Source organism: Methylobacillus sp. (assembly GCF_036844465.1).
Lineage (GTDB): Bacteria > Pseudomonadota > Gammaproteobacteria > Burkholderiales > Methylophilaceae > Methylobacillus.
Genome location: NZ_DAIUFW010000003.1, coordinates 156658 through 174250, shown reverse-complemented (window position 1 = coordinate 174250; position 17593 = coordinate 156658). Strand labels below are relative to the sequence as shown.

At 57.5% G+C, this 17593-nt stretch carries 18 protein-coding genes; 9 read left to right on the top strand and 9 right to left on the bottom strand.

Annotation, left to right across the window (positions count from 1 at the left end):
- Positions 1-4: 4 nt before the first annotated feature.
- Positions 5-1000: a DnaJ C-terminal domain-containing protein gene (locus tag V7Z75_RS05210; protein WP_334107560.1), complete on the bottom strand. Its 996-nt coding sequence runs from the start codon at positions 998-1000 to the stop codon at positions 5-7.
- A gap of 347 nt (positions 1001-1347) precedes the next feature.
- Between V7Z75_RS05210 and V7Z75_RS05205 the strand changes: the two genes are divergently transcribed.
- Positions 1348-1557 (top strand): DUF2945 domain-containing protein, encoded by a 210-nt coding sequence (locus tag V7Z75_RS05205; RefSeq protein WP_334107559.1) that lies wholly within the window; start codon positions 1348-1350, stop codon positions 1555-1557.
- Complete coding sequence (locus tag V7Z75_RS05200) at positions 1557-2141, top strand: DUF488 domain-containing protein (RefSeq protein ID WP_334107558.1); 585 nt, start codon at positions 1557-1559, stop codon at positions 2139-2141. Before V7Z75_RS05205 ends, V7Z75_RS05200 begins: the two co-directional genes overlap by 1 nt.
- A 185-nt stretch (positions 2142-2326) precedes the next feature.
- Here V7Z75_RS05200 and V7Z75_RS05195 read toward each other — a convergent pair whose 3' ends face one another.
- The 6 genes from V7Z75_RS05195 to V7Z75_RS05170 all read right to left on the bottom strand — a co-directional run bounded on the left by V7Z75_RS05195 (position 2327) and on the right by V7Z75_RS05170 (position 7687).
- Complete coding sequence (locus V7Z75_RS05195; RefSeq protein ID WP_334107557.1) at positions 2327-3304, bottom strand: vWA domain-containing protein; 978 nt, start codon at positions 3302-3304, stop codon at positions 2327-2329.
- 9 nt (positions 3305-3313) lie between these two features.
- A complete protein-coding gene (locus tag V7Z75_RS05190) occupies positions 3314-3850 on the bottom strand; it encodes a hypothetical protein (protein ID WP_334107556.1) in 537 nt (178 codons plus the stop codon).
- Positions 3841-4821, bottom strand: coding sequence for a vWA domain-containing protein (locus V7Z75_RS05185; RefSeq protein WP_334107555.1), 981 nt, complete (start codon positions 4819-4821; stop codon positions 3841-3843). Before V7Z75_RS05185 ends, V7Z75_RS05190 begins: the two co-directional genes overlap by 10 nt.
- Positions 4822-5733 carry a hypothetical protein gene (locus V7Z75_RS05180; RefSeq protein ID WP_334107554.1) on the bottom strand — a complete coding sequence of 304 codons (912 nt, stop codon included), beginning with the start codon at positions 5731-5733 and terminating at the stop codon, positions 4822-4824.
- Between the two features lie 77 nt (positions 5734-5810).
- Positions 5811-6671 carry a DUF58 domain-containing protein gene (locus tag V7Z75_RS05175; RefSeq protein ID WP_334107553.1) on the bottom strand — a complete coding sequence of 287 codons (861 nt, stop codon included), beginning with the start codon at positions 6669-6671 and terminating at the stop codon, positions 5811-5813.
- Entirely contained in the window at positions 6668-7687 is a 1020-nt protein-coding gene (locus tag V7Z75_RS05170) for an AAA family ATPase (RefSeq protein ID WP_334107552.1), read from the bottom strand. The genes V7Z75_RS05175 and V7Z75_RS05170 overlap by 4 nt, the downstream gene beginning before the upstream one ends.
- 262 nt (positions 7688-7949) lie before the next feature.
- Here V7Z75_RS05170 and fabA point away from each other — a divergent pair, with 262 nt between their 5' ends.
- The 3 genes from fabA (at position 7950) to V7Z75_RS05155 (ending at position 11244) form a co-directional block, all read left to right on the top strand.
- Entirely contained in the window at positions 7950-8465 is a 516-nt protein-coding gene (gene fabA / locus V7Z75_RS05165; protein WP_334107551.1) for a 3-hydroxyacyl-[acyl-carrier-protein] dehydratase FabA, read from the top strand.
- Between the two features lie 62 nt (positions 8466-8527).
- On the top strand, positions 8528-9751 hold the full coding sequence (fabB, locus tag V7Z75_RS05160; RefSeq protein WP_334107783.1) for a beta-ketoacyl-ACP synthase I: 1224 nt from the start codon (positions 8528-8530) through the stop codon (positions 9749-9751).
- A 68-nt stretch (positions 9752-9819) separates the two neighbouring features.
- Entirely contained in the window at positions 9820-11244 is a 1425-nt protein-coding gene (locus tag V7Z75_RS05155; protein ID WP_334107550.1) for an aminotransferase-like domain-containing protein, read from the top strand.
- Between the two features lie 61 nt (positions 11245-11305).
- Here V7Z75_RS05155 and V7Z75_RS05150 read toward each other — a convergent pair whose 3' ends face one another.
- Together V7Z75_RS05150 and serB are read right to left on the bottom strand one after the other, a co-directional pair.
- Positions 11306-11860 carry a peptidylprolyl isomerase gene (locus V7Z75_RS05150; protein ID WP_442919875.1) on the bottom strand — a complete coding sequence of 185 codons (555 nt, stop codon included), beginning with the start codon at positions 11858-11860 and terminating at the stop codon, positions 11306-11308.
- Positions 11861-11870: 10 nt separating this feature from the next.
- Positions 11871-12737, bottom strand: coding sequence for a phosphoserine phosphatase SerB (gene serB, locus V7Z75_RS05145; RefSeq protein WP_334107549.1), 867 nt, complete (start codon positions 12735-12737; stop codon positions 11871-11873).
- A 159-nt stretch (positions 12738-12896) separates the two neighbouring features.
- On the opposite strand from serB, the gene sucC reads away from it, so the two are divergent.
- From sucC to V7Z75_RS05125, 4 genes are read left to right on the top strand one after another with little or no spacing between them, the layout of a single operon-like run.
- Complete coding sequence (gene sucC, locus V7Z75_RS05140; protein ID WP_334107548.1) at positions 12897-14060, top strand: ADP-forming succinate--CoA ligase subunit beta; 1164 nt, start codon at positions 12897-12899, stop codon at positions 14058-14060.
- Positions 14061-14063: 3 nt separating this feature from the next.
- Positions 14064-14942 carry a succinate--CoA ligase subunit alpha gene (gene sucD, locus V7Z75_RS05135; RefSeq protein WP_334107547.1) on the top strand — a complete coding sequence of 293 codons (879 nt, stop codon included), beginning with the start codon at positions 14064-14066 and terminating at the stop codon, positions 14940-14942.
- A 37-nt stretch (positions 14943-14979) separates the two neighbouring features.
- Complete coding sequence (locus V7Z75_RS05130) at positions 14980-15933, top strand: ankyrin repeat domain-containing protein (RefSeq protein WP_442919874.1); 954 nt, start codon at positions 14980-14982, stop codon at positions 15931-15933.
- Between the two features lie 48 nt (positions 15934-15981).
- Positions 15982-17589, top strand: coding sequence for an NAD+ synthase (locus V7Z75_RS05125; protein ID WP_334107546.1), 1608 nt, complete (start codon positions 15982-15984; stop codon positions 17587-17589).
- Positions 17590-17593 lie beyond the last annotated feature (4 nt).

Below are 17593 nucleotides of genomic sequence, written 5' to 3'. Positions count from 1 at the left end.
AGGTTCAGCGAGGCTTGAAGCCAGGGTAGGCGGCAGCCAGGGCGCTCCAGGCGGCCTTCTGTTCATCAGTGACGGCGCCGGGCACGGCGATATCCAGCTCAAGGTACAAATCGCCTGGGGCGCTGGACGAAGGAATGCCGCGCCCCTTCAGGCGTAGCTTGCGCCCGCTGCCGGAGCCGGCAGGCACGTTGACCTCGACCATGGCGCCGTCGGGCGTGGCGATCTGCACGCCGCCGCCCAGCGCAGCTTCCCAAGGCGAGACCCACAGCTTTTGCGTCACGTCGCGGCCTTCGATACGCCAGCGCGTGTCAGGACGGAAATGCACTTCCAGGAACAAATCACCTGCAGCACCGCCGCCGAAGCCGGGGCTGCCTTGGCCCGTCAGCCGGATGAGCTGGCCTTCCTTCACCCCCTTCGGAATCTTGACTTGCAAGGTGCGCTCCTCGGGTACGGGCTGGCCGTGCTCATCCAGCCGCACGCCGCGCAGCGTGATGCCGCGCTCAGCGCCCTTGTAGGCGTCGCTCAGTTCCAGTTCGATACGGGCATGGCGATCTTCGCCGCGTATCTGGGTTGAACCTCGGCCTTGGCGGTGTCCAGCCTGAGCGCGACCGGCGCGGCCAAACAATTGCTCGAAGAAATCGCTGTGCTCGCCAGCTTCGCCGAACTGGCCATGGAAGGCTTGGCGGAAGGCCTCGGCGTTCCCATCGCCGCCAGAGAACTCGAAACCCTCGTTCCAACCCGGTGGCGGCCGCACATCGTCACCCGAGCGGGCGCCCGCCGCCCAGTTCTGCGCACCCACAGTGTCGTAGGCTGCACGCTTCTCAGGGTCGGAGAGTACGGTGTTGGCCTCGTTCACCTCGGCCATGCGCTCGGTGGCATCGGGTTCCTTGCTTACGTCGGGGTGGTATTTGCGGGCCAGCTTGCGGAAGGCTTTCTTGATATCGTCGGCGCTGGCTGATTTGTCCACGCCCAGGATTTGATAGTAGTCCTTGAATTCCATAAATTAAAGTTGCCTCGATGTATTGCGGTGAGTGACTTTCCAGTCTTGGGCTTGTGTGGCCCGTTTACTGTATGGTTGATTCGCTGCAGGTTAGCATACTGGCCGAAGATATGTTTGTCGAGGCTTGGGCGTGGATAATGACGGTCTGATTGTAGTTGTTCTGGCGCCATGCAACTTCTATACGCGTTCCGCGCCAGAGCGGCCCCGAACACTGTCGGACATCCATTGTTTTCTAGCTCCGTTCGGCTGGCGTCTGGCCTGATACAATACATGCAGAGTGCCGTCCGGCCATGATTAATGGTAGGGGAAATTGGTTTGTCCACGAGTCTGACTGTATGGAGGTGTCAATGCAGAATTCATTCAAGATCGGCGACCATGTACGCTGGAATTCCGAAGCAGGTTGGGTCTCGGGGACGATTATCGCCTGCCATACGCAGGACTTTGACTTCAAGGGTTATAGGCATCACGCTTCGCCTGCACAACCCCAATACGAGATCAAAAGTGACAAGACAGATCACATCGCGGCACACAAGGGTAGCGCCCTGCAGCGGATCTGATGGGCGGCGAGTCGGCTGTGACGGAACTGCGGCAGGACCAAGCGGATGGCTGTCCGTTCTTCACCATCGGGCATTCAAACCGTCCGCTGGACGAGTTCCTGGCCTTGTTGCAGCAGTCGGAAATAGCGTGCCTGGTCGACGTGCGCAAGCTTACCCGCTCGCGTGCCAACCCGCAGTTTAACGAAACCAGCCTGTCTGTAGTGTTGGCCCAGGCAGGTGTTGACTATGTGCATCTGGCCGCACTCGGTGGTCTGCGCGGTAAAAGGGACGAGGTGCCCGAAAACCTGAACGCGTACTGGCGCAACGCCAGCTTTCACCGTTACGCAGACTACGCGCTATCTCCCGCATTTCATGCAGGGCTGCAACACCTGTTGGCACTGGGAAAAACGCAACGCTGCGCCATCATGTGTGCAGAAGCCGTGTGGTGGCGCTGTCACCGAAGGCTCGTTGCCGACAATCTGCTTGCTCATGGCCGCGCGGTATTTCATATCATGGGCCTGGAGCGGATCGAGACAGCCACGTTGACACCAGCTGCGATTATTCGTGAGGATAGGACGGTGGTTTACCCTGGCTATTCCCTGTAATAGGCTGCCCGCATACGTGTTTTCTCAGCATTGGAAAAATTTCTAAACTAATTCCAGTCAGAATGTCCCTGAGAAAACCAAGCTTCATAATTACCAGTGAGTCGTGCAGCTCGTTCTATGGCATCTGATATTGGTCAACTGGGATGCTGGAAATTGCTGGTTATCGTAGTCAGGGAAATGAGCTGTTATTTGACTGGCTTACGATGCAAGACGCGCTTGAGCAGTTTTCTCAACCGTTGCGGCGTGTAGGAGGCGAGCACTAGCCCGCCAGCAGCGAGGGCCAGTAGCCAATCGATATTCATGGGGGAAAGGTCACGGCGGCTAGGTTTCATCTGGTTCATGGCGGATTTGACTGCTTCCAGGTTGTCGCCGTTGACATAGTTGACGCCGATTTCCTGGCTGAGCTGGATCATGTATTCCTCGTCCATCACGGAAAGATAGCGGTCGTTTTCGGACAAGGCGGTGCCTTTGTCGCGGGTGCCGATGTTCTGCTGTGATATCTGGGCGACGCCAGGCTGCAGCACGAAGTTTTCTGCTGACCAGTAGCCCAGCATTTTGTTGTTTTCATCATACTTGGGGATAGGGTGTGGCTCCTTGCTGCCAATACCGACCAGCAGCCAATCGCTACCTGCCTGGAAGTTGGTGAGATCGCGAGTATTGAAAGCATGCAAGTGTGGGGCTTCTTCGCCATCGGTCATGAAGATAGCATGTGTGGGTTCCGGCATGGTGCGCAACAGCCGGGCAAGCGAGTCCACGCCTTCGCGCAGGCGACTGTTGCCTGACCATGCCTGGCGCCATTCTATATGGGAGATGGTTTCCTGGATTACGGCATAGTTTCCGCAAACCTCGATTGGGGTATAAAGCGCGGCTACGCTGAGTCCGGCAAAGAACGCCAAGCTGACCCGGCTGCCGCAAGGCATGCTCGCCACCAGATCATGCGCGAGATGCTTGGCGTATTCCAGGCGTGAAATGTCTTCGCCGCGCCAGCTCATGCCCTTGGTGTTCATGCTCTGGCTGATGTCGATGACCAGCATGGTGCTGTAGATATTGCGCGGTACAGGGATAGTGGGCTTGAATGCGGCAATGACCAGCAATAGCAGGGCAATGGCCGGCAACAGGACATCGCGGTGCAGATAAGGCTTGAGTCGGTGTAGCGCAGTCATGTCGTCCCTTTACGGCAACCCGACCGGGATATTGCCCATGATGAGCCCGGGTGCATCAGAATCACCTACACCAGGCGAAGGCTCTGACGGCAACATGCTCAGGATACGGTCCAGATTGTGCCGTGCATCCCAGAAGCTGTGATCCAGCCGCAGGGATTGCTCATAGGCGGTACGGGCCTGTGTCAGCAGGTATACTGCCTCGTCGCGCACGGTAAGGTCGCGGCCGTTGATCTCCAGCCCACGCAGGAAAAAAATGTTGCCAGTGTTATATTGCACGGCGGATTTCTGCGCGTTGCTACCCTGATCCTGCAGTTGGCTGAAGAGTCGTGTCGCTTCCTGGTAGCGTCCGTTGCTTGCTTGCCAGTACGCTACGGCGAACTTGGCTTCGTAGCTGTCCTGGCGCGTGGCTGGTGTCTTGCCGGTGGAGATGGCCTGGTTGAAGGCGCGGATATCCTCAATCTGGTAAGCCTGCCATGCGGCAACCCCGGCGGATGCCAGCGCCAGCAGCGCGAGCGACCAGCTTAGTTTTCTAGCGCTTAGTGCCATGTTCTTACCTCGATGAATTTTGCGAGCAGCAGCAAGGATAGCAACAGCGCTGCAATGGTGTAGCAATAGGGCGCAAAATCCCGCCCCGGGATTTCCTCGCGATAGCGGATGGGTTTCTTCTCCTTGCGGTTGATGTCTTCCATGGCGGCAGCCAGGGATTTCGGGTCTGAGGCTTCATATGCTTGGTAGCCGGTGCGCAAGGTCTTGAAGAAATAATTAAGCTCCAGCGCCAGGGGCAGTGGTTTGTCTTCGGGTGGCACGTATTCGGTATCGAAAATACTGATGGCGCCCGGTTGGCGCAAGACAATCCAGTATAGGGTGACATTCATGCGTTCCAGCCAATCGCGGATTTTCTGTTGTGTATGTGCATCCATGCGGCCGCCGCCATCGGATAGCAGAATGATGGCGCGCGAGCCGGAATCCGGCGTTTTGTCGAATTCAGCGAGCCCGCTCGTCAGGCCGCTGCCGATGTTGGTCTGGAACAATGCAGCCCCACCTGCGGCACGGATGGCGGCCAGCACCGCTTCACGGTTTTCAGTGAGCGGCAGCGCATGCATGGCGGAATTGCTGAAGGTCACCATACCGAACATGTCATTGCTGCGCTCTTTCACAAAATGGGTGATCAGGCGTTCAGCGGCGGCGGCTTTGGATTCACCGGCAATCCCACTGACTTCCGCACCCTCGAAAGGCTCGTCCATGCTGGCGCTGCGGTCGATGACCAGCACCAGTTGAGCGCCCTGGCCGATGCGTTCGATATATTGCGCGTCCGTCGCTGGACCGGCCGCACCCAGCAGCATGAAGCACAGGGCCAGCGCTGCCAGCACTTTCAGCAGGATGCCCAATAGGTCGGACAAGCGGTCGCGCGGTAGCAGGCCCAGCCAGGAGTAGCTACGGCTATGCTGGCGGTCAAGCAGCAATGGAACCAGGCTGAGCGGCAGCAGCAGGAGCAGCCAGAGATGTGCGAAATTCACTTATTTCATCCCTCGCTCGATATCGCGGCAACGGCGGCTAAACTGGCGTAGCCATTGATGGGGCTGTGCCGGGATATTCTGCTCGGTGCTATCGAAAAAGACGGCGCGGGATAACAGGAAAAATTGCCTGATCTCGTCGGCAATAGGCAGGAATGCCGGATTGATATGGATGATTTCTTCAGCGGAAAACACGCTCTGTCCGCAGCTTTGCTTGAATGCCTGATGCAGGTCGTTGATGGCGGCTTGCAGGCCATTGTCATTCGGTGCAGTTTTCTTGATCGTGCGAAAAGCCTTGGCGAACGGGCCGCCCATGCGCGGCAGCCAGGCATGGTTGCCGAAGATATACAGAAGTCCGAGTAGGCTGAACCCGAACACGCCTAGCGTGGCGTACATGGTGTAGCGATGCTGCTGGTCGCTGATGAGCAGAGGGCCGCGCAAGGGACTCATGTCCTTGCTGACAGTGACGGAGCCGTAAACTGCAAGGGGAGAAATGCGGAAATTCCAGCTTGGGATACGGGCTTGGAACAGCTTGCCGTTGCCGGAAAACTTGATGAATTCAGGCGGCAGCGCGGCTGGCTTGGCAACAATGCTGGAAGTGAATACCTGGTAGCTCAAGGTCAATGTATAGATATTCTGGCCGTTGTGATGCGATTCGCTGATCTTGCTGGCATATAGCTCGATGCCTTGAGCCTGGTTCTGGCGGCGTTTCTGGTTGCCAGGAATCGGCAGGGAGGTCGGTAATAACTTGTATTGGTCCGCCACCTTGAGCGTAACGGTGCGCGTGAGGACGTCACCGACGTGATATCCAACATCGCGGGCTGGATTGCGTGCGCTGATCTCGACTGGCGGGTCGTCTTTTTTCTGATCCGCATCTTTCTCGGTGGCCCAGCCCAGGGAGGATGCCAGCATCATGGTCAGAACAACGCATCCTATGAAAAGATGGCGAACAGGCTCTGGGAGTTGCTTGAAGCTGGAAAAGGTCATCATGATCATGCCGTGACAAACTGGTAGAAATACTCGGTCAAGGCGTCCGCATCGAAGCCTTGCTCGATAAAAAATGGGGGCCGGTCATAACGCATGAGCAGCGCATCCAGTGCGGCGCGGCGTTCCGCAAATGCAGACTGGATGCGGGCATGGGTTGATTTTCGCAGCAGCAAGGTGCGTTTTTCGCCGGTTTCGCTGTCCGTCACGTGGGTTAAGCCAAACTCTGGAATGGCGCTGTATTCGGCGGCATCCCACAGCACGATGGGGACGATATGGTGCCGCTGCATGGCAATCAGCGCTTCTTCGAGGGTTTCCAGCGGCATGTGAAAATCCGAAATCAGCAGCACCAACGAGCGTTCGCGCGGCAGATAGTGACTGACTTCCAGGATGCCCTGGCCACCGACATGAGGCGGACGATAATGCTGCAATTCATCGGCCAGCAGATAAGCTGATTGCACGCGGGTGCTGGATGGCACGCGCCAGTCATCGCGAACTTGCTCGTCAAAGCCGATAAAGCCGAAAGGGTCATTGACGCGCGAAGCGGATTGCGCCGCGGAAGCGGTAATTTCCGCGGCAATCCTGAGCTTGTTGGTATGGCCGGAAAAACCCATGGAACCCGACAGGTCGCAGGCGACAAATACAGGCACGGCGCTACGCTGGTTGTAGATGCGCACATAGACCTGCTCCATCGGGTCGCGCAAGGTCAGGCGCAGGTCGATGCGACGCGGATCAGGATAGGAGATCAAGGGCGCATGCCCGACAAAATCCATGCCCAGTCCCCGCTGCGCGCTGGCGTGACGGCCTGCGTGACGGCCGCGTGAGCGCCAGCCGATCTGGTAGCTGAATTCCTTGGCTAGTGCATTCATGAGGTAGCGTTGATGGTGTGCAGGGCCTGGTTGAGCAATTCACGGCCAATCTCGGCGCGGCGCATTTCATAAATCGGGTTGAATACCAGACGGTGCGCAATGGTTTCGTGGAACACGGCATGGATATCCTCGGGCACTACCGCGTCGCGGCCATTGAGCCAAGCATTGACGCGGGCGGCACGCATCATCATGGCAATACCGCGCGGACTGGCGCCTGCCACGATCAGGCGCTTGATGTCGACACCTTCCACCTTGAGGCCAAAATCAACCGGGCTGCGGTTTGCCAGCCAAAGGTCGAGCGCATAGCGACGCAAGGCAGGACTCGCCTGCACGCTGGACTGAATCAGCGCAGCGATCTGGTTGAGGCCGTCAAACTGCAGGATGCCTGGGGCGACTTTATCCACCAGGGCATCAACATCATGGAAGCGGGTATCGAAAATCAACGATTCCATGATCTCCAGATCCGCTGGCACAGTAATCGGGATTTCCATCATGAAACGGTCGCGCGCCGCCGAAGGGATTTCAAAGGTCTCTTCTTTTTCCACCTGATTGCGGTCGGCAAATACCAGCATGTGAGGGAATATATGTTCGCGGTTGAAGGCGGACAAGGTGCGCTCTGCCATCACACGCAAAAGCAGGGAGTGCACCTGCGGGCGGGCGCGGTTGATTTCGTTGAAGAAGAACACGGACAGGTCGGTGCCATGCGAGAGCAGCGGGCCGGGGCTGACGTGCGGACGGCCATCGTCACCTAGATAGGTGTGGTATACCAGGTCGTTCGGCATCAGGTCTATGGTGCCTTCGATACGCTGGTAGCCGCCGCCAATGCCGCGCGTGAAGGCGCGTAACAGGGTAGTCTTGCCCACGCCGACATCGCCTTCCAGCAGCACGTGTCCGCGGGCAAAAATGGCGGTGGTGATCAAGCGTATGGCACGAGATTGGCCGACGACTACCTGATTGACTTCATTTTCAAGTTGCAACGCCTGCGCACGCCAGTCGGCCAGTTGACGGTCACTCATTCATGAATTCCAGTACGAAGTTAGATTGGATGATTTGGGGAATTTTTCCCATATGATAGGTGTTTTAATTCATGGTGTAAACAGATCGGTATAGTGTGCTGCGTGTCATGTACGCCTATGGATAAGGATGATATTGAGGCGAGCCTGGCACAGATAAGATGCGATTTTATGAGGATATTTATTAATACTTTCTCTGGATAGGGCTTTTGTAAAACAGGATTTCAGGCGAAAATAACAATATTGGTCAATTTAGAATAAATAAATGCAAAAACAGAATAGTTTCACCTTTGAAGAGCTGCTTTCCTGTGGACGTGGCGAAATGTTTGGCGAGGGCAATGCGCAATTACCGTTGCCGCCTATGTTGATGTTCGATCGCATCGTATCCATCACCGAGGAAGGTGGCAGGTATGGTAACGGGCAGATTATTGCGGAGCTGGATGTCAGGCCGGATCTCTGGTTCTTCAACTGCCATTTTGAAGGTGACCCTGTGATGCCAGGTTGTCTGGGCCTGGACGCCATGTGGCAATTGGTGGGTTTCTATCTGGGCTGGATGGGTGGCAAGGGCCGTGGTCGCGCGCTGGGCGCTGGTGAGGTGAAGTTCACTGGCCAGGTATTGCCTACTGGTAAAATGATTACGTACCGTATTGACCTCAAGCGCGTGATTATGCGCAAACTGGTGATGGGGATTGCCGATGCCCACATGGAAATCGATGGTCGCGAGATTTATGCCGCCAACGATTTGCGCGTGGGTCTGTTTACGCGTACCGACAATTTCTAGCAGGATGATCCTGCCAGAATAGTATTTCTGGTATTAATGAATTTAGTGTGGGAGAACACGCAATGCGCCGTGTCGTCGTCACTGGGATGGGCGTGGTGTCCAGTCTCGGTAACAACAAATCTGAAGTTCTGGATAGCCTGAAGACAGGCCGGTCCGGCATTCGTTTCCAGCAGGAATATGTGGATCAGGGGCTGCGCTCCCATGTGGCCGGGTCTATCGAAAACCTGGACCTGGAAGCCCTGATCGACCGTAAGTTGTTGCGTTTCATGGGCAAGGGTCACGCTTATGCCTGGCTGGCAATGCAGGAAGCGATCGCTGATGCCAAGCTGCCGCCCGAGCTGGTTTCCAATGTGCGCACCGGCCTGATCGTGGGCCAGGGCGGCGCATCGCATGAAAACATTCTTTCCGGTATCGATACCTTGCGCGCAAAAGGCGTGCGCCGTGTCGGGCCTTATATGGTGACCAAGGCCATGGCGAGCGGTGTTTCCGCCTGCCTCGCCACTGGCGCGCAGATCAAGGGAATTAATTACGGCATCAGTTCCGCCTGCGCGACTAGCGCGCACTGTATCGGCGCCGCCGTGGAGCAGATCCAGCTCGGCAAGCAGGATATCGTGTTTGCGGGCGGCGGTGAGGAAGAGCACTGGACACTGTCCTTCATGTTCGATGCGATGGGTGCATTGTCCAGCAAATACAACGAGACCCCGGAAAAAGCTTCGCGCACCTATGACGTGGATCGCGACGGCTTCGTTATTTCCGGCGGCGGCGGCATCCTCGTTGTGGAGGAGTACGAGCACGCCAAGGCGCGTGGCGCGAAAATCTATGCAGAAATCGTTGGTTATGGCGCGACCTCCGACGGCTATGACATGGTGGCCCCGAGCGGCGAGGGCGCGGAGCGCTGCATGCGCCTGGCGCTGGAGGGAGTGGAAGGGCCGGTGGATTACATCAATACACATGGCACCAGCACTCCGGTCGGCGATGTGAAGGAGCTGGAAGCCATCCGTGCCGTGTTCGGCGGCAGCGATGTGGCGATTGCCTCCACCAAATCTCTCTCCGGTCATGCGCTTGGCGCCGCGGGTGTCAATGAAGCGATTTATACCTTGCTGATGATGGAAAACAATTTCATCGCCGCTTCCGCCAATATTGCAAACCTTGATCCGGCAGCGGAGGGGCTCAACATCGTGCGCGAGCGTATCGACAATGCCAAGATCCAGACTGCGGTTTCCAACAGCTTTGGCTTTGGCGGCACCAATGCTACCCTGACCTTTTCACGAAGGCATCTTGTCTGACGAACGATTCGACGGGGCCAATGGCCCCGTTGTCGTATGGATGTACGAAAAATAAGGAAAGTCAGCCCATGGCAGCGGAAATGAAGCGCTACGAAAAACTGGTGCATGATATTGCGGCTGCCATACGTTCCGGTGTGTTGGCTTCGGGAGAGAAATTACCCTCCGTGCGCCAGGCATGCCAGGATTACAAGCTCAGCCCGGCAACGATATTCAGGGCCTATTACGAGCTGGAGAACATGGGCCTGATTCGTGCCCAGCCCAAATCCGGCTATTACGTCAGCAACCATGCTGTTAAGCAGCTGGCGTCCACGAACGTGCCTGCTCACGAGCCGGAAAGTACAGCTGTCAGCATTTCTGACTTGGTTTTTTCTATCCTCGGCGCTATCAAGGATCCTGGTACCGTATCCCTGGGTTCTGCTTTTCCCTGGCCTGCGCTGTTTCCTCTTGAACGACTGTCGCGTTCAATGGCGCATGCCACGCGGGGGATGGGCGCTGCCGAAATTGTTGAATCCCTGCCGCCGGGCAACCATGGGCTGCGCAGGCAGATAGCACGGCGCTATCTCATGTGCGGCATAGAGGCGGATGTGGATAGCATTGTTATCACCAACGGCGCATCCGAGGCGCTCAATCTATGTCTTGAGGCCATGACCAAGCCAGGAGACCTGGTGGCGATAGAATCCCCGGCTTTTTACGGCTGTTTGCAGGCGCTGGAACGCTTGCAGCTCAAGGCGGTGGAAATCCCGGTGGACCCTGTGCAGGGGCTGGATCTGGATTGTTTGCAGCAAATGCTGGAGCAGCGGCCCATCAAGGCTTGTTGGTGCATGACCAGCTTCCAGAATCCGATGGGCGTGACCATGACGGCAGAAAGAAAGCAGGCGCTGGTAGCATTATTGACCCGCCACCAGGTGCCGCTGATCGAGGATGATGTCTATGCCGAATTGTATTTTGGCATGCAGGAGCACCGGCCTGCCAAGGCCTATGATGATGAAGGCTATGTCATGCATTGCGGCTCATTCTCCAAGAGCCTGGCTCCTGGTTACCGCATCGGCTGGGTATTGCTGCCCCAGCGCTTCAAGCGCGAAGTGGAGCGGCTCAAGGTGATTACCTCGCTGTCGACCAGCACCATTGCCCAGGCAGCCATCGCCGATTTTCTGCAACATGGGGGCTATGACAGGCACTTGCGTAAACTGCGCGTTCGGTTCGAGATGCAGCAACACCAATATCTGCACTTGATTGCGCGATACTTTCCTGCCGATACACAAGTTACCCGTCCTCATGGCGGATATTTTCTCTGGGTGGCGTTGCCTGATCATGTGGATACCCTGCAATTATTCCATCAGGCGCTGCAACAGGGCGTCAGCATTGCGCCCGGCCCGATTTTCTCCGCGCGGCACAAATACCGTCATTGCATGCGTATCAATTACAGTCAGCCGGTGGATGCGGATGTCGAGCAGGCATTCAGGACATTAGGCAGCTTGATCAGCGCCATGTAACCCTGAATGAGGAAGAAGTGCCGCGCAACCACGTGCTGCGCGGCGCGAGTGGTGTGGCTGATTATTCCTTGATGGTGACGGATTCGATCACGATATTCTGGAAGGGCGCATCGCCGCCATCGGTCGGCATTAGGGCAATGCGCTGCACCACATCCATGCCCTTGATCACGCGGCCAAATACCGTATAGCCCCATCCGGTGTTGGAGCGCTCGCTGAAATTCAATGAGGCATTGTTGTTCACATTGATGAAAAACTGGTCGGATGCCGAATGCGGGTCGCTGGTGCGCGCCATGGCAATGGTGCCGGTTGCATTGGTGAGGCCGTTATCGGCTTCATTCCTGATCGGTTCGTGGGTAGGCTTGGGCTCGAAGTTGCTGTCCAGGCCGCCGCCCTGGATCATGAACCCGGCAATGACGCGGTGGAAAATCGTTCCGGCATAATGTCCTTCCTTGGCATAGCGGATGAAATTGGCCACGGTATTCGGCGCTTTCTCGCTATTGAGGTCAACCACGATCAAGCCCTGGCTGGTCTGGATTTCCGCTGTGGGCTGCGCCATGGCGGATGAAGTGGCTGCAATCAACAACAGTGCGGTCAGGCGCAAGTATTTCGACAACATAAATTATTCCTTAATGACAGGTTGAAGCCGAGGATAACGGCGCAAACAGGTGCGCCAGTCCTTCCAGGCCGACATGGTTGAGCGCATAGCTGGCCTGCTGCTGCACGACCGGCTTGGCATGGTAGGCCACGCCGCAGCCCGCCGCCGACATCATCTTGAGATCGTTCGCGCCATCGCCGATGGCGACGACCTGATCCTGTCGCAGACCCAGCTCCTGGCGGAATCGTTCCAGATAATCGGCCTTGGCCTGCGCATCGATGATATTTCCCAGCAGGCGGCCTGTCAGCCTGCCATCGACAATCTCAAGCGAATTGGCTTTCGCCACATCCAACCCCAGCATGGCCTTGACCCTTTCGGCAAAGAAATCGAAGCCGCCGGACACCAGCATGGTCTTGATATTGTGCTGCTTGCAGGCGGCAATCCATTCCTGAGCGCCCGGCGAAAGCTGCAGGCGCTCGTCGATCACGCGCTGCAGGGTGGAAGCCTCCAGCCCTTGCAGCAGCGCTACGCGGCGGCGCAAGCTCTCGGCAAACTCGATCTCCCCGCGCATCGCGCTTTCCGTAATCGCAGCTACCTGCGGCTTCAGGCCCTGCATATCCGCAATCTCGTCTATGCACTCGATGGTAATCAGCGTCGAATCCATGTCCATTACCGCCAGCCCGAGATGGTTCAGGTTGTGCTGGTCATGTACCAGGGCGACATCGATCTGCTGCTCCTGGCAAAACGCGCGCAGCTCCAGTGAAATCTCCTGCTGGTTCGGCAACAGATAGGCTTGCTCGCCGACCTGGATGAACTGCTGCTGTTGGGCGCTGGCGAGCTGGTGGATGTGGGTGAGTTGTTGTAGGCGGATGGCAGAGCCCTGGATGACGAGACGCATGTGCAAATACTGTTGAGTATGGATTGAAAAATGCTGCTTATTATACATGCACCTTACATCCATGTTCCCGGTAAGTGCAGCTTGTCCAAGCTGGCGCAATAGCAGGAATTGCGCGAAAATACGCAGCTAATCTTTTAAATCTATCAAAAAAGTACACACATGAATTTGCATGAGTATCAGGCCAAGGCCTTGTTACAGCGTTATGGCGTGGCTGTACCGCGCAGCCAGGTGGCGCAAACGGCACAGGCGGCGATAGAGGCCGCGCGCGCGCTGGAAGGAGAAGCCTGGGTGGTGAAGGCCCAGGTGCATGCGGGCGGGCGCGGCAAGGCGGGCGGCGTCAAGCTGGTACGTAGCCTGGACGAGATCCAGGATGTGGCGGTGAGCCTGCTGGGCAAGCGCCTGGTGACTTACCAGAACGCGCCGGACGGCCAGCCCGTGGAAAAGGTGCTGGTGGAGGAAACCCTGCCGATCGCGCGCGAGCTGTATGTGTCCATGCTGGTGGACCGCTCGCTGGAGCGTGTAGTGCTGGTCGCTTCTGCAGCGGGCGGCATGGAGATCGAGGAGATCGCCAAGGTCAGCCCGGAGAAAATTCTGCAGGAAGTCTGCGACCCGCTCAACGGCCTGGTGGATTACCAGGCGCGTAACATTGCTTTCGCGCTGGGGCTGGTGGGCGACCAGATCGCGGCGTTCACGCGGCTTGCCAAGGGGTTATATCGCTTGTTCAAGGAAAACGACTTGGCATTGCTGGAGATCAACCCGTTGATCGTCACTGCGGAAGGCGCGTTGGTTGCACTGGATTGCAAGATGAGCGTGGACGACAACGCGCTTTACCGCCGCCGCGAGCTCGCGGAGCAGCGCGACTGGAGCCAGGACGACGCGAAGGAGGCCGAGGCGCATAATGCGGGCCTCAATTACATTGCGCTCAACGGCAATATCGGCTGCATGGTGAACGGCGCCGGGCTGGCGATGGCGACCATGGACCTGATCAAGCTGCATGGCGGCGCGCCCGCCAATTTCCTCGACGTCGGCGGCGGCGCGACTGCTACGACGGTCGCACGCGCGTTCAAGATCATTCTTGCCGACCCCAACGTCAAGGCCATTCTCGTCAATATCTTCGGCGGCATCATGCGTTGCGACATCATTGCCGAGGGCATCATCACTGCCGTGAAGGAAGTGGGCATCCAGATTCCCGTGGTGGTGCGGCTGGAAGGCACCAATGTCGAGCTTGGCCGCAAGATGCTGAGCGAAAGCGGATTATCGATTATCTCTGCTGCCGGGCTCACCGATGCCGCGCAGCAAGCAGTAGCGGCAGTAAAGGCGTAAACGATGGCAATACTGGTCAACAAGAATACCAAGGTGCTGTGCCAGGGCTTTACCGGCAAGCAGGGCACATTCCATTCCGAACAGGCGCTGGCCTATGGCACCCAGATGGTGGGCGGCGTCACGCCGGGCAAGGGTGGCCAACGCCATCTCGACCTGCCTGTGTTCAATACCATGCGGGCCGCGGTGGCTGAAACCGGTGCGAACGCCTCGGTGATCTACGTGCCGCCCGCGTTTGCGGCAGATTCCATCCTTGAGGCATGTGATGCGGGTATCGAACTGATCGTCTGCATCACCGAGGGCATCCCGGTGCTGGACATGCTCAACGTCAAGGCCGCGCTCAATGCCAACGGCGCACGGCTGGTCGGTCCCAACTGTCCCGGGATTATCACGCCGGACGAGTGCAAGATCGGCATCATGCCCGGCAGCATCCACCTGCGCGGCAAGGTGGGCATCGTTTCCCGCTCCGGCACGCTGACTTATGAGGCGGTGCATCAGACCACGGCGCTGGGCTTGGGACAATCTACCTGTGTCGGCATAGGCGGCGACCCGATCCGCGGCATGAACTTCATCGATTGCCTGGAGTTGTTCCAGGCCGATCCCGAAACTGAGGCCATCATCATGGTCGGTGAAATCGGCGGCAGTGATGAGGAAGCCGCTGCGGAATATATCAAGCAGCACGTGACCAAGCCTGTCGCGGGCTACATCGCCGGACAGACTGCTCCGGCCGGCAAGCGCATGGGACATGCGGGTGCGATTATCTCCGGCGGCAGCGGCAAGGCGGAAGAGAAGATCAAGGCGCTGGAGCAGGCTGGCGTTGTTGTTGCCAGTTCTCCGGCTGGTTTGGGCGAAGCAGTGCAGGCCGCGATTGAGGCCAAACAGTAAATATTCAGTGAAATCATTCAAACTCATGGAAATTTCTATGTTGCGTCGCTTGACTGCTGCCATGCTGTGCAGCGTATTGCTCGGGGCGTTGGCTGCGCCCGCATTGGCACAAGACCAGGTGCCTTACCTTCTGACGGTGTCCTCCAAGGGCGACCTGGCGACGGTCAGGTCGCTCCTGAATAGTGGTGTGAACCCAAATACCCGCGATGCAGATGGCATTACCGCCCTGATGTATGCCGCGCGCAAGGATAAGGCCGATGTTGCCCGCGCCTTGCTGGAGAAGGGCGCGGATGTGAATGCCAAGGATGCGGGCGGCTGGACGGCGTTGATGTTTGCCGCCAAGAAGAATTTTGTCGCCACCGCCAAGGTGCTGCTGGAGCATGGCGCCGATGCTAAGGTGCGTGATGAGTCCGGCTGGAGCGCGCTGGGCATGGCAGCAACCTCGGGCTATAGCGAGATGGTCGGCTTGCTGGTGCAGCATGGGATTGACCCCAGCAGCAAGAGCGATGACGGCAAGAGCATCCTGATGTATGCAGCCCGCAACGGTGACCTGGAAACCATTACCACCTTGTTGGCGCAAGGTGCCGATATTTCCGCGCGTGATCGTTTCGGCTTGACTGCGCTGATGTATGCCGCGCGGGAAGGCAATGTTGAAGCCACAACCTTGTTGCTAGACAAGGGCGCCAAGGTGGATGCGCAGGACAAGACCAAATGGACCGCACTGTCCTGGGCCGTCAAAAAATCGCAGACAGCCTCTGCCAAGGTACTGATCGAGAAGGGTGCCAACGTCAACCATAAGGATTCCGAGGGCACGCCCGTGCTGCAATACGCAGTGAGCGAAGGCAATGTCGAACTGGTGCAGCTGCTGCTGGCCAGCGGTGCAGATGTGAAAGCTCGCGACCAATATGGCTTGACTGCGCTGGTGTATGCCTTGAAGGGCAAGAAGCCCGAGATTGTGCAGCTGATCAAGGACGCGGGCGGAAGCTACTAACTGTCGCCACAATATGAACAATCTTTCCTTGCGAAGCCCGGGCGTGAAATGAAGATCGCGATTGCCCAGATCAACGTCACGGCTGGCGACCTGGAGGGCAACGCTGCTCGCATCATTGAACAGGCAAAGCGTGCCGAGGCAGCTGGAGCGAGCTTGCTGCTGTGCCCAGAGCTGGCATTGTGTGGCTATTCTCCCGAGGATCTCTTGCTGCGTGATGATTTCCTCCTTGCCTGCGAGCAAGCGTTGCAGTCGCTGGCACTGGCATTGCCGCCCGCGCTGACAGTTGTGGTCGGCTATCCCCGCCAATATCTTGGCAAACACTATAACGCTGCCGCTGTGCTGGAAGCCGGGGAAATCCGTCATATCTATCACAAGGCATTGCTGCCGAACGACAGCGTATTCGATGAAGTGCGCTATTTCAACAAAGGCAGTGAGCCTTTGGTCATTGATCATCAGGGTCATAAGCTGGGCATCCTGATCTGCGCTGATGTCTGGATGCCAGGGCCTGCCCGCCGTGCAAAGGAGGCTGGTGCTGAGTTGCTGCTGGTGCTGAATGCTTCGCCCTATCACATCAACAAGCAACAGGAGCGCCATGAAGTGGCGCGCAGCCGTGCCACGGAAACCGGTTTGCCTGTGATCTATGCCAATCTGGTAGGCGGACAGGACGAGCTGGTGTTTGATGGCGCTTCCTTTGTCATGAGCGACGAAGGAGCCTTGACCCAGCAATTGCCGTCTTTTGAAGAGGCGTTGGGGATCGTCAATGTCAGCGACACCGGGCCGGAGCCTGCTGAAATCGTGCTGGTGCCTGAGCTGGAGCCCGCCGTTTACGCAGCACTGACCCTGGGCCTGCGGGATTATGTATTGAAAAATAATTTTCCCGGCGTGCTGCTGGGCTTGTCGGGCGGTATGGATTCTGCGCTGACATTGGCCATTGCAGTGGATGCGCTGAGTGCAGACAAGGTACAGGCGGTGATGATGCCTTCTGAATTCACTGCCTCCATTAGCTTGGAGGATGCGCGCACCATGGCGCAAGGGCTCAATGTCCGCTACAGCGAGATCGCGATAGCGCCCATATTTGAGACTTTCTGCGTTGCTTTGTCCGAAGAATTTTCCGGAAAACCGTTTGATACGGCGGAAGAGAACCTGCAGGCCCGTATCCGCGGCACTTTGTTGATGGCAATCTCCAACAAGTTCGGCAACATGGTGGTGACGACAGGCAACAAGAGTGAGACCGCTGTTGGTTATTCGACCTTGTACGGCGACATGGCCGGCGGTTTTGCCCTGCTCAAGGATGTGTCCAAAACCTTGGTCTACCAGCTTGCCCGGTATCGCAACCAGATCAAACCGGTCATTCCCGAACGCATCATCCTGCGGCCTCCCTCGGCAGAGCTGCGTCATGGGCAGACAGACCAGGACAGCTTGCCGGATTATGCGGTGCTGGATGCCATCATGGAGGCTTATGTCGAGCATGATGACAGCCGGAAAGACATCATTGCCCAAGGTTACCGGGAGCAGGATGTTGCCCGCGTTACGCAGTTGATCGACCGGAATGAATACAAGCGGAGCCAGGCGCCGGTTGGCGTCAGGGTGACAAAGCGCGCGTTTGGCAAGGACAGGCGCTATCCCTTGACTAATAAGTTTCTATTCAAGGGATAGTCCT

Coding starts and splice junctions, on each gene's coding strand:
- V7Z75_RS05210 (WP_334107560.1), bottom strand. CDS start 1,000: ATGGAATTCAAGGACTACTATCAAATCCTGGGCGTGGACAAATCAGCC.
- V7Z75_RS05205 (WP_334107559.1), top strand. CDS start 1,348: ATGCAGAATTCATTCAAGATCGGCGACCATGTACGCTGGAATTCCGAA.
- V7Z75_RS05200 (WP_334107558.1), top strand. CDS start 1,557: ATGGGCGGCGAGTCGGCTGTGACGGAACTGCGGCAGGACCAAGCGGAT.
- V7Z75_RS05195 (WP_334107557.1), bottom strand. CDS start 3,304: ATGACTGCGCTACACCGACTCAAGCCTTATCTGCACCGCGATGTCCTG.
- V7Z75_RS05190 (WP_334107556.1), bottom strand. CDS start 3,850: ATGGCACTAAGCGCTAGAAAACTAAGCTGGTCGCTCGCGCTGCTGGCG.
- V7Z75_RS05180 (WP_334107554.1), bottom strand. CDS start 5,733: ATGATGCTGGCATCCTCCCTGGGCTGGGCCACCGAGAAAGATGCGGAT.
- V7Z75_RS05175 (WP_334107553.1), bottom strand. CDS start 6,671: ATGAATGCACTAGCCAAGGAATTCAGCTACCAGATCGGCTGGCGCTCA.
- V7Z75_RS05170 (WP_334107552.1), bottom strand. CDS start 7,687: ATGAGTGACCGTCAACTGGCCGACTGGCGTGCGCAGGCGTTGCAACTT.
- fabA (WP_334107551.1), top strand. CDS start 7,950: ATGCAAAAACAGAATAGTTTCACCTTTGAAGAGCTGCTTTCCTGTGGA.
- fabB (WP_334107783.1), top strand. CDS start 8,528: ATGCGCCGTGTCGTCGTCACTGGGATGGGCGTGGTGTCCAGTCTCGGT.
- V7Z75_RS05155 (WP_334107550.1), top strand. CDS start 9,820: ATGGCAGCGGAAATGAAGCGCTACGAAAAACTGGTGCATGATATTGCG.
- V7Z75_RS05150 (WP_442919875.1), bottom strand. CDS start 11,860: ATGTTGTCGAAATACTTGCGCCTGACCGCACTGTTGTTGATTGCAGCC.
- serB (WP_334107549.1), bottom strand. CDS start 12,737: ATGCGTCTCGTCATCCAGGGCTCTGCCATCCGCCTACAACAACTCACC.
- sucC (WP_334107548.1), top strand. CDS start 12,897: ATGAATTTGCATGAGTATCAGGCCAAGGCCTTGTTACAGCGTTATGGC.
- sucD (WP_334107547.1), top strand. CDS start 14,064: ATGGCAATACTGGTCAACAAGAATACCAAGGTGCTGTGCCAGGGCTTT.
- V7Z75_RS05130 (WP_442919874.1), top strand. CDS start 14,980: ATGTTGCGTCGCTTGACTGCTGCCATGCTGTGCAGCGTATTGCTCGGG.
- V7Z75_RS05125 (WP_334107546.1), top strand. CDS start 15,982: ATGAAGATCGCGATTGCCCAGATCAACGTCACGGCTGGCGACCTGGAG.